The 15,176-nt window shown below is 44.2% G+C and carries 17 protein-coding genes; all 17 read left to right on the forward strand.

All coding sequences use genetic code 11. The features are described 5' to 3' along the window. The first annotated feature begins 59 nt into the window (after nucleotides 1–59). The 17 genes from secF to ONB37_07460 all read left to right on the forward strand — a co-directional run bounded on the left by secF (nucleotide 60) and on the right by ONB37_07460 (nucleotide 15,023). Nucleotides 60–971: a protein translocase subunit SecF gene (gene secF, locus ONB37_07380; protein MDZ7399966.1), complete on the forward strand. Its 912-nt coding sequence runs from the start codon at nucleotides 60–62 to the stop codon at nucleotides 969–971. 75 nt (nucleotides 972–1,046) lie between these two features. Further along, complete coding sequence (locus ONB37_07385) at nucleotides 1,047–1,385, forward strand: STAS domain-containing protein (GenBank protein MDZ7399967.1); 339 nt, start codon at nucleotides 1,047–1,049, stop codon at nucleotides 1,383–1,385. Between the two features lie 326 nt (nucleotides 1,386–1,711). Next, nucleotides 1,712–3,001, forward strand: coding sequence for an adenylosuccinate synthase (locus ONB37_07390; GenBank protein MDZ7399968.1), 1,290 nt, complete (start codon nucleotides 1,712–1,714; stop codon nucleotides 2,999–3,001). A gap of 338 nt (nucleotides 3,002–3,339) precedes the next feature. Beyond that, nucleotides 3,340–3,624 carry a co-chaperone GroES gene (gene groES, locus ONB37_07395; protein ID MDZ7399969.1) on the forward strand — a complete coding sequence of 95 codons (285 nt, stop codon included), beginning with the start codon at nucleotides 3,340–3,342 and terminating at the stop codon, nucleotides 3,622–3,624. Nucleotides 3,625–3,677: 53 nt separating this feature from the next. After that, a complete protein-coding gene (groL, locus tag ONB37_07400; protein MDZ7399970.1) occupies nucleotides 3,678–5,303 on the forward strand; it encodes a chaperonin GroEL in 1,626 nt (541 codons plus the stop codon). A 127-nt stretch (nucleotides 5,304–5,430) separates the two neighbouring features. Continuing rightward, nucleotides 5,431–5,964: a 2-amino-4-hydroxy-6-hydroxymethyldihydropteridine diphosphokinase gene (folK, locus tag ONB37_07405; GenBank protein ID MDZ7399971.1), complete on the forward strand. Its 534-nt coding sequence runs from the start codon at nucleotides 5,431–5,433 to the stop codon at nucleotides 5,962–5,964. After that, entirely contained in the window at nucleotides 5,942–6,580 is a 639-nt protein-coding gene (locus ONB37_07410) for a deoxynucleoside kinase (GenBank protein MDZ7399972.1), read from the forward strand. The genes folK and ONB37_07410 overlap by 23 nt, the downstream gene beginning before the upstream one ends. A 17-nt stretch (nucleotides 6,581–6,597) precedes the next feature. Beyond that, entirely contained in the window at nucleotides 6,598–6,777 is a 180-nt protein-coding gene (locus ONB37_07415) for a hypothetical protein (GenBank protein MDZ7399973.1), read from the forward strand. Nucleotides 6,778–6,869: 92 nt separating this feature from the next. Continuing rightward, nucleotides 6,870–8,228, forward strand: coding sequence for a GAF domain-containing protein (locus tag ONB37_07420; GenBank protein ID MDZ7399974.1), 1,359 nt, complete (start codon nucleotides 6,870–6,872; stop codon nucleotides 8,226–8,228). A 24-nt stretch (nucleotides 8,229–8,252) separates the two neighbouring features. Then, nucleotides 8,253–8,744 (forward strand): DUF5683 domain-containing protein, encoded by a 492-nt coding sequence (locus tag ONB37_07425; GenBank protein MDZ7399975.1) that lies wholly within the window; start codon nucleotides 8,253–8,255, stop codon nucleotides 8,742–8,744. Between the two features lie 29 nt (nucleotides 8,745–8,773). Then, nucleotides 8,774–10,147, forward strand: a complete 1,374-nt coding sequence (locus ONB37_07430; GenBank protein MDZ7399976.1) for a sodium-dependent transporter — start codon at nucleotides 8,774–8,776, stop codon at nucleotides 10,145–10,147. Between the two features lie 14 nt (nucleotides 10,148–10,161). After that, nucleotides 10,162–10,707, forward strand: a complete 546-nt coding sequence (locus ONB37_07435) for an HDIG domain-containing protein (protein ID MDZ7399977.1) — start codon at nucleotides 10,162–10,164, stop codon at nucleotides 10,705–10,707. A gap of 2 nt (nucleotides 10,708–10,709) precedes the next feature. Beyond that, nucleotides 10,710–11,141, forward strand: a complete 432-nt coding sequence (locus ONB37_07440; protein ID MDZ7399978.1) for a hypothetical protein — start codon at nucleotides 10,710–10,712, stop codon at nucleotides 11,139–11,141. Nucleotides 11,142–11,170: 29 nt separating this feature from the next. Next, a complete protein-coding gene (gene purF, locus ONB37_07445; protein MDZ7399979.1) occupies nucleotides 11,171–12,601 on the forward strand; it encodes an amidophosphoribosyltransferase in 1,431 nt (476 codons plus the stop codon). Between the two features lie 96 nt (nucleotides 12,602–12,697). Continuing rightward, the gene (locus tag ONB37_07450; protein MDZ7399980.1) at nucleotides 12,698–13,609 is read left to right on the forward strand and encodes a UbiA family prenyltransferase; all 912 of its coding nucleotides are present in this window, start codon (nucleotides 12,698–12,700) and stop codon (nucleotides 13,607–13,609) included. 72 nt (nucleotides 13,610–13,681) lie between these two features. Then, on the forward strand, nucleotides 13,682–13,861 hold the full coding sequence (locus ONB37_07455; protein MDZ7399981.1) for a 4Fe-4S binding protein: 180 nt from the start codon (nucleotides 13,682–13,684) through the stop codon (nucleotides 13,859–13,861). Next, the gene (locus tag ONB37_07460; protein ID MDZ7399982.1) at nucleotides 13,851–15,023 is read left to right on the forward strand and encodes an NAD(P)/FAD-dependent oxidoreductase; all 1,173 of its coding nucleotides are present in this window, start codon (nucleotides 13,851–13,853) and stop codon (nucleotides 15,021–15,023) included. Before ONB37_07455 ends, ONB37_07460 begins: the two co-directional genes overlap by 11 nt. The last annotated feature ends 153 nt before the right edge of the window (nucleotides 15,024–15,176 follow it).

A 15,176-nucleotide genomic window follows, 5' to 3' on the forward strand; every position in this document is an offset into this window, starting at 1 on the left:
CTGAGTGGTGATGAGATTTAAATTGAGACTTGTAAGGTAAAAATGCAAAGGATGTAAATATGCGCATTATAAAAGAGACAAATATCAATTTCATGGGTATGACAAAAGCTGCGATCATCGGCTCGGTGATTCTCATATCTCTTGGAATCATATCTCTAATTATTAAAGGTGGACCGAAATACGGTATAGATTTTACTGGTGGCGTTTCGTTAGGTTTAAAGTTCGAGCAACCGATTCGAGTTGGTGAGGTTCGATCCATTTTATCTGGTATTGGTTTTGGCAATAGCGAAATTAAAGCCTTTGCTACCGGCAACGAAATTCTTATCCGCTTGCAGCAGCAGGAAGATATGGATTTGATATCCAATAAAATAATAGAGGAATTGCGCAATAAGCTTGCCAATAACCCGTTTGAGATCCGATCAAAAGATACAGTGGGGCCGCGAATCGGAAGCGAATTAAGAAATGACGCCATCAAAGCAATCATAATCTCGTTAATTTTGATTCTGATCTATATCAGCTGGCGATTCGAATTTCGATTCGCAGTGGGCGCTGTAGTTGCATTATTTCATGATGTGCTTATCACGTTAGGTCTGTTCTCTATATTCAATTTTGAAGTCTCTCTCTCTGTGGTTGCTGCGTTTTTGACCCTGGTTGGCTATTCGCTCAACGATACTATCGTAGTATTCGACCGCATCCGTGAGAACTTAAAAGTGATGAGAAAAGAGTCCTCCCTGACGATTTTCAATAAAAGCATCAATCAAACTTTGAGTCGTACGATTCTAACCGCGTTGACCACGCTGTTTGTGGTGACCATCATCTTTTTCTTCGGTGGAGAAGTGATTCATGGTTTCTCCTTCGCATTGCTTGTGGGTATCATTGTAGGAACCTATTCATCAATCTTTATCGCCAGCCCTGTCGCCTACGCTTGGTACCTGAGATCGGAAGCAAAAGCTGGATTAGCCGTTCGCTAAAAAATTGTCTTATGCTACTCAATGGTTTTCGTTTTTTGATTCTCTATCACGATAACGGACTTGGAGGGAACGATTATGACTTTAAAAGAAAAGGAAATAAATGACGTAGTTGTTCTGGAACTGTCTGGAAAAATCATGGGAGGACCAGATGCGAACGTATTGAGCGAGAAGTTGCATCACTTGGTCGATCAAAACAAAACTAAAGTGGTTGCCGATCTCAGCAAAGTCAGTTGGATGAATAGCTCTGGTCTTGGCATTCTCATCGGCGGATTGACGACCATGCGCAACAATCATGGAGATTTAAAGCTTGCCAATGTGACCGAGCGGATTAAGAGTTTGCTGATCATTACAAAGCTGATTACCATATTCGAAACATTCGATTCGGTCGAAGCAGCCGTTGCAAGTTTTAAATAATTTTTTTAACTGGTGCTGCAAATATGATCTTCACTTTGGGTGGGTAGTGAAATTTATTGAACCTGTTAGATTACATTCTAAACCAGCATTATGCTTTTGCTAGCGTACGGCAGGGCAGAAATAAATGATTATTGAACTTTCTACTATTTTTCTGCTTGATCTTAAACCTGCCAAATTAAATCATTGCTTTGGTGACAGGCTGCCTCAGATCGATATTTTGTTTTAATGATAGCAAATGATTTATGAATCGAAGGATTTCTGGTTGGAAATGGAACTCCGAGCGAACCATCGTTTCGGAGTTTTTTATGAAATTTTGAGAGGCTGATATGTCCGTAACCATCGTTGTTGGGGGACAATGGGGAGATGAAGGAAAAGGGAAAATCGTTGACTTACTGAGCAGCAATGCCGATATCGTAGCACGTTATCAGGGTGGGGCTAATGCTGGGCATTCCATTGTGCTGAGAGGGGAGCGCTATGTGCTTCATCTCATACCAAGCGGAATTCTTCATCCACAAACCATTTGCATCATCGGCAATGGTGTCGTATTGGATCCTGACGTATTGTTTCAGGAAATGGACTTTTTGGCCTCTAGGGGTATCAGCGCTTCAGGAAGGCTGCTCATCAGCCATCGGGCTCATCTCATCATGCCGTATCACAAATTGCTCGATCAAGCGCAGGAAAATCAATCGATTCTTGACAGAATTGGCACAACTGGCCGAGGGATCGGCCCTGCATATGTCGACAAAGTCAATCGGTCTGGGATAAGGATCGTCGATCTGTTGGATCAAGAAACATTGATCCACAAGATTCAAATGAACATCAATCAAAAGAATCAGATTCTTGAGAAAATTTATCAACGCGAGCGACTCGATGCTGAGATGATCATGCAAGAGTATCTTTCTTTCGACAAAAAAATGGATAGCTTTATTACCGATACATCCATATTTTTGGACGATGCCATTCGGAACAATAAACGGATTTTAATTGAGGGTGCTCAAGGAACATTTCTCGATATCGATTTTGGAACTTATCCTTATGTAACTTCATCCAATCCAATTGCTGGCGGGGCGTGCATCGGGCTTGGTATTGGTCCAACTCGCATCGATCAGGTAATTGGAATTGTTAAAGCTTATACAACGCGAGTTGGTCATGGCCCGTTTCCGACAGAGTTTTCCGAGCAGATGTCTCTACAAATGCGCGAATTAGGGGCAGAATTCGGCTCTACAACTGGTCGGCCACGCCGTTGTGGCTGGTTTGATGCGGTTATGGTAAACTATGCGACAAAGATCAACGGATTTGATTATTTAGCGCTCACCAAACTTGATGTGCTTGATTCGCTGGCCGAAATAAAGATTTGTATTGCTTATCATCTGGGGCAGAAGCGAATCACCAATTTTCCCGCTGATATAAAAACGTTAGAGCACTGCATTCCCGAATATATTACCATTCCTGGCTGGAACGCTTCAACCCAGCATGTGAGGAGATATCAAGATTTACCGAACAATGCGAGAAAGTACATCGAGTTGATAGAAAAGATCATTGGAATTCCGATTGCTGTCATTTCAGTCGGCCCTGATCGAGAACAAACAATTTTTAAACATGAAATCTTGATATGAAGCGCAGCGATTTGAAGCACTTAGCGGCAGTTCTAATTATCAGCAGTGACCAGAACCGTTTCATATTGTTCATATTCGACAAAAATAATAGCAATCTGAACGAATTCAGCGCAAAATAGCGAAAAGAATAAATTGCGATACTTTCAAACTGCCCAAGACAACTATTCAGAATTAGCGTCGAAATAATTATATTGCAAAATTCAAATTAGTTTTTATATTTAACGCTCAAAATTAGCACTCAATATAATTGAGTGCTAATAAATAAATCTAATTAAAAAAAATAATAGAAAATAAATCAATTCAAACTTAGAACCTAAAAAGTGGAAGGAGGCGCGTCTATGAAGATTAGACCCCTTGCCGATCGAGTTGTTGTAAAACCGATTGAACCAGAGGAAAAGAAACAAGGTGGCATTATTATTCCTGATACTGCAAAAGAGAAACCGCAGCAAGGAAAGGTGATTGCTGTTGGTCCTGGAAAGATTTCTGATAGTGGTGAGAAGATTCCTATGGAAGTAAAAGTTGGTGATATCGTGCTATATGGCAAATATTCCGGGACTGAAGTGACGATTGATAATGAAGATTATTTAATCATGCGTGAAAGCGATATTCTCGCTGTTTTATAAACCGTGCAGTCACGGAAATTGCGAAATGAAAATTATGAGGAGGAGTTATAGATATGGCCAAGATCATTAATTTTGATGTGGAAGCCCGGGCGAAATTGAAAACTGGCCTGGATATTTTAGCCGATACAGTGAAAGCAACGTTAGGACCTAGAGGTCGAAATGTTGTGTTGGAGAAAAAATTTGGCGCCCCAACGATTACGAAAGACGGTGTGACTGTTGCCAAAGAGATTGAATTAGAGGATCCCATTGAGAACATGGGCGCTCAGATGGTAAAAGAAGTTGCATCGAAAACCAGCGATATTGCTGGGGATGGGACCACCACAGCAACAGTACTAGCACAAGCAATTTTTCGTGAAGGTGTAAAGAACGTCACTGCGGGTTCGAACCCGATGCATTTAAAGCGCGGAATTGAACTGGCAGTTCAGAAAGTCGTGGAAGAAATCAAAAAAATGAGCAAGGCTCTGCCAGGGAAAAAGGAGATCGCCCAGGTTGGAAGCATTTCTGCGAACAACGACCGTGCCATCGGTGATCTCATTGCTGATGCGATGGAAAAGGTGGGCAAAGATGGCGTGATTACCGTTGAAGAGGCCAAGACCATGGAGACCACGCTGGACGTGGTCGAAGGTATGCAGTTCGATCGCGGCTATCTATCGCCATATTTTGTGACCAATGTTGATACAATGGAGGCGATCCTTGAGGATCCGTTCATTTTAATTCATGATAAGAAGATCTCTGTCATGAAAGACTTGCTGCCGATCCTCGAAAAGACGGCGCAAATGGGCAAGCCATTATTGGTGATTGCGGAGGATGTTGAGGGTGAGGCATTGGCCACTTTAGTTGTCAATAAAATCCGTGGCACCCTGAAAGTTGCTGCTGTAAAGGCTCCTGGTTTCGGCGATCGTCGCAAGGCGATGTTGGAGGACATTGCGATCCTCACCGGCGGAAGAGTGATCTCTGAGGAGACTGGTTTCAAGTTGGAAAATGTGACCATCTCGGATCTCGGACGAGCCAAGCGGGTAACTATTGATAAGGATAATACCACGATCGTTGAGGGTGCAGGCAAGACTGAGGATATTAAGGCAAGGATCAATCAAATCAAGAAACAAATTGAGACCACTACGTCGGATTATGATCGCGAAAAATTGCAAGAGCGATTGGCAAAATTAGCTGGCGGCGTTGCGGTATTGAAGGTTGGAGCTGCCACCGAGGTCGAAATGAAAGAGAAGAAAGCGCGCGTAGAAGATGCGCTTCATGCCACTCGAGCAGCGGTCGAGGAAGGAATCGTTCCTGGCGGTGGTGTAGTTTACATTCGCGCCATGAAAGTCCTTGACGACTTGGATGTTGAGGGCGATATGAAGGTCGGTGTGAATATCGTGAAACGAGCGCTGGAAGAGCCGATTCGTCAGATCGCTGAGAACGCTGGATGGGAAGGCTCAATTGTGGTCCAGAAAGTGAAAGAGGGCAAAGGGGCCTTCGGGTTCAATGCTGAAACCGAGCAGTTCGAGGATCTAATGGAAGCTGGCGTGATCGATCCCACCAAAGTTTCTCGGATTGCGTTGGAAAACGCTGCCAGTATTGCGGGTCTGCTGTTAATGACTGAGGCGACGGTAGCGGAAAAGCCAGAGAAAGAAAAGACACCCGCAATGCCTCCGGGTGGCGGAATGGGCGGCATGTATTAATCTAAAAAAAGCCCCGATAGAACCACTATCGGGGCTTTTTTTTAGCTTGACAAAATTGAATTCTTTTAATATATTTGGGGAGTCTAAAATCAAAAGTACCAAATTAAGTCGAGGGCGTTGCCAGCTTGTGCGTGAAATATACTTGGGGTTGGGTTCAAATTTAGGGGATCGCCTGCTCAATCTCACCACATGTTTGAATCGATTGCAAGAAAGCGGACTAATCGATATTATTCAACTATCCCCGATATATGAAACTGAGCCTGTTGGAGTGGCTGAGCAACCATGGTTTCTTAATATGGTCATTGAGATCGAAACCGAACTGACGCCACCACAACTGCTGCGAGTGACGCAGGCGACTGAAAGACAAATGGGAAGGATCCCAACGCACCGATGGGGACCTCGGGTGATTGATATTGATATTTTGAGCTTTGGGAAAACCATTTTAAGAGAGCCGATGCTCCAAATTCCTCATCGGATGCTGCATCAACGGAAGTTTGTGCTTTTGCCGCTTAGGGACATTGCCGTAAGGTTTGTCCATCCAGAATTGAATAGGGAGATTGATCAATTGCTTGCTGCTTGCCAGGATAGGAGCCGGATCAACTTATTTATGGCTGTACAGGAACTAACTGGTATTCTAAATGATGGAAAAGCTGAAAGCTGACTATATTGCTATCGAAGGGGTAATCGGGGTTGGCAAAACGACGCTTACCAGCAAGCTTGTTGAACGATTTAATGGCAAAGCGATATACGAGGAGGTCGAGGAAAACCCGTTTCTGGCTGATTTCTATAAAGATCCCAAGAGATTTGCCTTCCAGACGCAAATATTTTTCTTGCTCAGTCGCTATCGGCAACAACAAGAGATCCCTCAACGAGAGCTTTTTCATCAATTACTTATTGCTGATTATTCTTTTTATAAAGATCGCATTTTTGCCCACTTAAATCTTGATGATCGGGAATTGGTTCTCTATGATAAGATTGCGACTTTATTGGAGCGGGATATTCCAAAACCAGACCTTTTAGTCTATTTAAAATCCACGCCTGATCGGCTGATACAAAATATAAAAAAACGTGGCCGAAGCTTTGAGCGCGATATTAGTTTTGAATATATCCAATCCTTGCATAAAGCATATAATGCGTTCTTTAACCATTACCATGAAACGCCACTATTGATTATTAACACGGCGAGCATGGATTTTGTCAATAATCCAGATGATTTTGAGAAGATCGTGTCTTTGATAACTACTGACATCAAAGGCACTTTTATTTACAACTCATAGACATTAATAGTGAAAACATGTTAAGAATAATTTTACTAGGGCTATTGATCTACATAGCGCTAAAGCTATTGAAAGATTTTTTGATGTCTCCTCAGCAGAAGATAGAAGTTAAAGGCACGCCGACGAACAAAAAGCCGCTGGATTTATCTGACGCTGATATCGAAGATGCGAAGTTTGAGGATATAAAAGACGAATGAATCGTGTCGCAAATGGGACTGCGATAGGATTTTTGATCTGGGGGGCACGAAAGCAATGGATAAGAAAGCCCAGGTCAAGCGAGGAGAGGAAAATGAGTGTGAAGAACGGAAGGGAGATCTCAGACGAAAGTCAATTGATCAAGAAGCTTAAGGTCTATCAGGAGGAACATCAGCGACTTACTGTTCTATTCAACATTACTCGCAATATTTCGACCGAGCTAAAGCTCGATAATTTATTGCTCATCATCATGGATGAGGTGAGGAAAGCACTTAAAGCTGACCGGTGTACTGTTTTTTTGTTGGATCGAGAAAAAAATGAACTTTGGTCAAAAGTAGCGCATGGGGAAAGGGATATTCGATTCCCGATCAATTTGGGGATCGCGGGATATGTGGCAAGGACTGGGGATGTGCTCAATATCCCTGATGCTTATGCAGACCCCCGATTTAATCAAGCGGTTGATAAAAAGACCGGCTATTACACTCAGAATATCCTTACTTTTCCCATGCGAAACAAGTTGGGTGAAATCATCGGTGTTTTTCAGGTGCTCAATAAATTTGATGGCCCGTTCACCAAACAAGATGAGCAACTATTGGATACGATTTCGGTAATCGCTGCCACCCAGATCGAAAATGCACAATTATATGAGGAGCAGCGGAAGACATGGGATAGTTTTGTCCGGACGCTGGCCAGTACCATTGATGCGCGCGATCCATTAACTGCTGGACATTCCAACCGAATTGCGCTATATTCAGATGAGCTGGCCAAAATCCTCAATCTGTCTGTTAAGCACCGAGAACTTATCCGCTATGCAGCTTTGCTGCATGATTACGGCAAAATTGCCATTCGAGAGGCAGTGCTGTGCAAAAAGGGAAGTCTCACCATTGATGAATATTGCCATATTCAAGAGCATGCAGCCTTTACGAAAAGCATTCTTGAAAAGATAAATTTTAGCCGTGAATTTAAGGATGTCCCTCGCATCGCTGCTTATCATCATGAAAAAATGGACGGCTCTGGTTATCCCGATGGTTTGGTGGGCGATCAAATCCCACTCGAGTCGCGAATCTTGGCAGTTGCCGATGTTTTTGATGCCCTGACATCGAAGCGACACTATCGCGACCGCATGGACTTTGAAAATGTGATGGACATTCTTGAAAGAAATACGGGTACTCATTTCGATCGCAATCTGATTGAGGCTTTTAAGAAAATAAAAATTGATCGCCTATTAGAAATTTTGGAATCGGAATATTTAGAGCATTTAGATCCAAAGGATCTAAAGTTCTTGATGCTATTTGATCTCAGGCATTTGTTAGAGATCGTTCGACATGGGCCTTTGAGTTCGGAGGAGAGAAAGGTTGTTGAACTATTTTATAAATACTACTATCGCAGCTATCTGAAAGACAGCGAAAGCTATGAAGCAATTGAGACTCATCGGAATTGGGCTACGGTTTAAATGGGCCGCTTTGAAAACTATTGTGTGACAACAATATTATTTATTATTGTGGGATGTTCCGCAGGGCTGGCGCAGTCGATTCTGTTTCAATCCAATATCGTTCGATCCACCGATCCAACCAGCGTTAGCGATACCCTTAAGTCCGCCGCGAAATCACCGACCGGAGCGATGATTCGCTCATTGTTAATTCCGGGATGGGGACAGCTTTACAATAAAAAATATTTCAAAGCCGCATTAGTTTTTGGTGCTGAGGTGGGATTGCTGGCCAATTCCATTTATCTAAATCAGAAATATAAAGCGAGCCAGACGCCAGCAGAGCGCGAGTTTTATATTAACAATCGCAATCTTTCTAATTGGTGGCTGGTTGGGACGATCCTGTTCAGCATGGCCGATGCGTTTGTCGATGCGCACCTTGCCAATTTCGATGAAGGTCCAGATTTGTCATCGAAATTACTACCTCCCTGCAGCGATGGAAAGGATATGGTTATCGGATTATCCGTTCGCATCAACTTTTAATTCTTTCGATCAACTCTTAGGAGGAAATTGTGGCAAATGTAGATGCTTCGCGAGGAAGTTGGGGCTCGAAAATCGGTTTTATTGTTGCGGCTGCTGGTTCAGCCATCGGTCTCGGAAATATCTGGCGCTTCCCTTATGTGACGGGCGAAAACGGCGGAGCGATCTTCGTCCTCATTTATATCATCTTTGTGATTTTGATCGGTTGGCCCGTGATGGTGTCCGAGTTGGCGATCGGACGCCACACAATCAAAAACCCAGTTGGAGCTTTTAAGACGCTATTCCCTAATAGCCTTTGGAAAATGGTTGGCGCGCTGGGCGTTGTCACTGGTATTGGAATTTTGTCTTTCTATGCAGTGATCGCTGGTTATACGGTTGGCTATTTCATTAAAACCATTTTAGGCGAATTTGCTCGAATTGAAACCGCTAATCAGGCTAAGGAAATCTTTGTTGCATTCACGGCCAATCCTTATATTTCTGTGGGACTATTATTTCTTTTCATCCTATTGACGGTTTTAGTGGTCATGGGTGGCGTTTCGGCTGGCATCGAACGATGGTCAAAAATTCTGATGCCCATACTATTGTTGCTCTTAATTTTATTGGCCGCTTATTCCATCGCGTTGCCAAAGGCAAAACAGGGGTTGATCTTTTACTTAAAACCCGATTTTTCCAAATTCTCATTAACCACTTTGGCGCGAGCACTGGGACAGGCGTTGTTCTCGCTGAGCTTGGGTATGGGAACCATGATTACCTACGGAAGCTATATTTCGAAAAAGGACAATTTAGTGACTTCAGCAGGGTATGTATGCTTTTTTGATACCTTAATTGCGATTCTTGCTGGCTTAGTTGTATTCCCCGCTTTATTCGCTATGGACTTGGATCCTGCTGGCGGACCAGGGCTGGTGTTTGTAGTGCTCCCATCCATTTTTGCCAAAATGCCAGGAGGCATGTTTTTTGGTGCTGGCATATTTTTGTTATTAGCGGTGGCGGCGTTGACCTCAACTATTTCGTTGCTGGAAGTTCCAGTGGCCTATTTGGTTGATGAGCATCGATGGCCACGGAAAAAAGCCGTCCTCCTCACGGGAACGGTCACTTTTCTCATCGGAATTCCATCTGCTTTGGCACTGGGAGCTAATAAATTTTTAACAGCATTCATTAAAGAAAATTTTGGATTTTTAGATTTCATGAATGCTTTGTTCGGCAACTATTCACTTTCTCTTGGGGCATTCTTGATCGCGGTTTTTGCTGGATATCAGTGGGGAACGAAAGCGGTAGCGGCAGAGATCACGCAGGAAGGCAATATCTTTTTCCTGCGACAATTATGGATATTTTCAATCCGATTTATTTGTCCGATTGCAATTTTCATCATTCTAGCTTATATTGCTGGGACTGGAAATTATTTCTAATTTAGGATTTGCTCATGGACCGAGAACAGGCCTATGAATTGGCCCGATCAAAATTTTCGAACAAAAATTTATTTAAGCATGTATTAGCCGTGGAAGCTGTGATGCGCGAATTGGCGGCCCATTTTGGTGAGGATCAAGAGCGATGGGGATTGGCTGGATTATTGCATGATCTCGATTATGAACAAACCATGAACGACCCAGAGCGACATACGCTGATCACAGAAGAGCTGCTTCGGCCGTTTCAATTGCATCCAGACATCATAGAGGCGATCAAATGTCATAACGATAAAGCGCCACGGACCAATTTGATCGGCAAGGCAATTTATGCTGCAGATCCAGTAACAGGATTAATTGTAGCAGCAGCCTTGATGCATCCAGAAAAAAAATTAAAATCGATCGACGTAGATTTTATTTTGAGACGGTTCAAAGAAAAACGATTTGCCGCAGGGGCGAACCGAGAGCAGATCAAAACCTGTGAGGATATGGGATTGTCTCTGGAACAATTTTTAGATATTGCGTTGACTGCTATGCAGCGTATTGATAAAGACCTAGGATTGTGAGCATGATTCAAAAGACCAACAGAATCTTATTTTTGTTATTTGGCTTAATATTGTTATTGCCATACAGAACGATCGCCCAAGAAAAGCCTTCAACGCCGAATCGAAACTTTTGTTGCTGGAGCGCTCATTGGAACCTATTGTCTCCCAATCGTCAGTTTAATGTTACACTATCCGACTCCTGGTTTGGCCGGGACAAGGTGCACCATTTTTTGACCAGCGCTTTTTTGAGCGCAGCGGGTTATTATGTGCTGCGCGATGAGCAAAAATATGCAAATCGGACTGCACAGGCGGGCTGTCTGACTTTCTCCATATCAATGGGACTGGCGAAAGAAATTCGGGATGGGATGAAGCCGCAAAATGCCTTTAGCGTTAAAGACCTTGTGGCGGATGTCTTGGGGGCAGCTCTGGGATTAGCCATTGTGGCGGATTTTTAGGTATTTGATGTGAGGGTGAAGCGGATAAAATGTCAAATGATATAGTCGTTTTCGATGATAAACCAAAAGCTGAATGTGCAGTTGTTGGTGTTTATGGACATCCCAAAGCCGCATATTTCACTTATTTGGGGCTCTACGCTTTGCAACATCGGGGGCAAGAGAGCTCGGGAATAGTCTCCAGCGAAGGGGATAAATTTTACAAGCATGTCGATATGGGGCTGGTGGCCGATGTATTTTCGAACATAAAAAATCTCGACAAATTGAAAGGGAGTGCAGCTATCGGCCACAATCGGTATTCGACGACCGGATCGACGCAGCCGATTAACGCCCAGCCTTTGGTGGTAAGTTCGAAATATGGGCCTTTGGCAATTTCACATAATGGAAATTTTATCAATGCATCTGAATTGCATGAGAAATTGGTCAATGATGGGGCGATTTTTCAGACCACGACAGATACCGAGATCGTGCTGCATTTGATTGCTCGATCAAAAAAACCGACAATGATCGAGCGGATCAAGGACGCTCTCAATCAAATCAAAGGGGCTTATTCGCTGGCGATTTTGACCAGCGAGGCGCTGATCGCGGTAAAAGATCCACGCTCTTTTCGACCGTTGTGCATCGGAAGTAAAGAAGGCGGATACATCATCGCCTCGGAATCTTGCGCGCTTGACATCATGGATGCAGAATTGATCCGGGAGGTTGAGCCAGGGGAGATTGTCATTTTTGATCAAAATGGAATGCGGAGCGAATGGCTCGAGGAAAAAGCGGAGCGGAAGGCCTGCATTTTTGAGTTTATCTATTTTTCTCGGCCAGATAGCCGCATCTTCGGGGAAAAGGTTGATAAAGCGCGCCGTCGCCTCGGCAAAGCATTGGCGCTGGAAAATCCAGTTGATGCCGATCGCATTATTTCGGTACCAGACTCCAGCAATACGGCGGCATTGGGATATGCTCAAGAATCCAACATGAGATTCGAGATTGGTCTGATCCGCAACCATTACATCGGTCGCACCTTCATTCACCCAGTGCAATCGATGCGCGATTTCAGCGTCCGGATCAAGTTTAATCCTGTACAGGGAATTTTGAAGGATAAACGAGTTATTATTGTGGAAGATTCCATCGTTCGGGGAACAACGCTCAAGCTTTTGGCCCGCATGATTCGAAAAGCTGGTGCAAAGGAAATCCATGTCCGAGTGAGCTCTCCGCCCATCAAATTTCCCTGCTATTACGGCATGGACTTTCCGACCAAGGAAGAGCTCATCGCTAATAACATGTCAGTGGAGCAGATCCGGGAATTCCTGGAGGTCGAATCCTTGACCTACTTGTCAATGGGAGGCCTGCTGAATGCCGTCCCCCATGAGAATGGAGGCTATTGCACGGCGTGCTTCAGCGGCGATTATCCCATCGTCCCCAATGGGAAGGTTGAAAAGCTGCAATTGGAAAACGGGATCGTTATTGAATAATCCCTAGGCTTAGAATAAGCACGATTATCAGGCTTAGCATTGGTCCATGAGCAATTGTCATGATTGATTTCCACAAATTCTAACAGCAGATGTCTCATGAAATATTTAGACTACTTTTTCGTGCTTAGACCCACGCTGTTTTTTCCAGTGTGGACCGTGTTTTTGGCGGGCTATCATGCCGCTGTCAAATTCGCCCCTGGCGGAATCGCTACGCCACATCCGTTGCCAATTGCCATTTTGTTATCGATTTTGATGGGCGCTGTGTTCATCTTTAATCAACTTGCTGATATTGAGACCGATCGGCGCAATCAGAAACTGTTCTTCATTGCCAACGGCATCATTGATAAAAAAACTGCCCTCACGGAGGCAGTGGGACTGACCTGCTTTTGCTTGGCGATTGCTCTCTGGGTGAATGTGAAATTGGGGATTGCTTTTGCGCTGGTATTCTTTTTTACCGCTGTGCTCTACAGTTTTGGTCCCTTTAGCTGGAAGGATCGACCGATACTGGGGATCATCAATAATTTTTTAGGGGGATGGTCAGTAGCCATCTGTGGTTGGCTGGCGGCTGGTGATCTGGGATGGAAATTGTTCTTGTATGGGGTACCTTATGCGCTGGGATTGGTAGGGGTATTTCTATTGACCACGCTTCCCGATGTGTCTGGCGATAGCGCCGCTGGCAAAATCACCTTTGGTGTGAAATATGGAACGAGAGCAACCACCCGTGTCGCATTGATTTTTGAATTTTTGACCATCATTTCTTCTGGGTTGCTCAAGGATTATGTTTTGTTTGTCCCTGCTATTATGGCGTTGCCGCTGTTTATCTTGGCCGCATATAGCCAAACGATGAGTGCAGTGCTCAGAGCAATTAAATTCACTGTGCTGTTCGCATCGTTAGCAGTAGTTGTGATTTTCCCCTGGTATTTTTTATTGATTCTGGTGATGTTCTATTTTTCAAAATGGTATTATCGAAAGCGATTCAATCTGGAATATCCGAGTTTCGCAGCATAGAAGGGCTAATGGACCGAGTAAAGGCTCTTGGCGTTTCGGAATGTTTAATCTGGTTGAATGAAGGAGCAAACAATGGTTGTTACGAAAGATGATCTATGCGATTTTTGTGGCACGTGCGTATCGGTCTGTCCCGTCGATGTGATTGAGCTATTTGAGGCCCGACTCGTCATCGATCATGTGGGATGCACGCAATGCTTGAATTGCATTAAAATTTGCCCGATGAATGCATTGGAGTTTCGGAATGATAGATGATTATGATATAGTGGTTGTCGGTGCTGGTCCGGCTGGGTCAACAGCCGCCAGAGTCGCTTCCGAACACGGGGCAAAAGTGCTGGTATTGGAAAAGGATCGCGAGATTGGTATTCCCGTGCGCTGCGGTGAAGCTGTGGGCGATAAAGGATTGCGTCGAGTGCTTGAGCCGCGGCCGGAATGGATCGCCAATGCCATTGAGGCGGTGCGATTAATCGCGCCTGATGAGACGGTCGTCACTGTACATCATGATGATATCGGCTATATTTTAGATCGCAAGCGGTTCGATTATGATTTAGCGATGATGGCGGCCCAGCGAGGCGCTAAAATTGTTACCAAAGCTTATGTGTATGGATTAATAATTGAAAACGGCACAGTGAAGGGGGTAAAGGTATTGCATCTGGGCAACCATTATCAAATTCGGGCTAAAGTTGTTATCGGTGCCGACGGTGTAGAATCCCGCGTCGGGCGCTGGGCGGGTTTGAAAACTGCAGTGCGCTTGAAGGATATGGAAAGCTGCGTGCAGATGACCGTCTCAAATATCACGCTCGATCGACGCTATTGTGATTTTTATTTTGCGACAACAGTAGCACCAGGTGGGTATCTTTGGGTGTTCCCAAAGAACGACCATTTAGCCAACATCGGATTAGGTGTTTCTGGAGAATTCGCTGCCAAGAAAGCACCGCTATTTTATCTTCGGGAATTCATTGATCGCAAATTTCCGAAGGCAGCGATTTTAACAACAGTGGCTGGGGGAGTTCCCTGTGCCCCATTCATGGATAAAATCGTTACTTCTGGATTGATGCTGGTAGGGGATGCAGCTCATCAGGCTAATCCATTGACTGGCGGCGGCATTGTGCAGAGCATCATCGCTGCTGAAATTGCGGGACGGGTCGCAGCCATGGCCTGCAAAGAAAATGATTGCAGCGAAACTCGGCTTCAAGAGTACAGCAAAGCGTGGGACAAAGAGAACGGCAGCAACCACCGTCGCGCCTATCGCCTGAAAGAGGCGGTGTACAAACTCACTGATTCAGATTTAAATCGAACAGCCGCAGCCATCGCCCAAAAGCCACCGGAAAAACAGACCATTTTGAATATTTTTACAACGGCGCTCATTCAGCATCCCAAATTATTGCCCGACATTGTCAAGTTATTTATGGCCTAATTGAGAATTTAAGCTCACAATGGAGATCACCGATCGCATGCCGAAATGAATTTCAAAGGAGATGGGAGACCGAAAATGAATGTGAAAAAATTTTTTTTCATATGGATTATTGCCATGATGGTGATCTCATGGTTGATTCCAAATGAAATCAAA

This window comes from candidate division KSB1 bacterium, from assembly GCA_034506395.1.
In the GTDB taxonomy this organism is placed as follows: domain Bacteria; phylum Zhuqueibacterota; class Zhuqueibacteria; order Thermofontimicrobiales; family Thermofontimicrobiaceae; genus Thermofontimicrobium.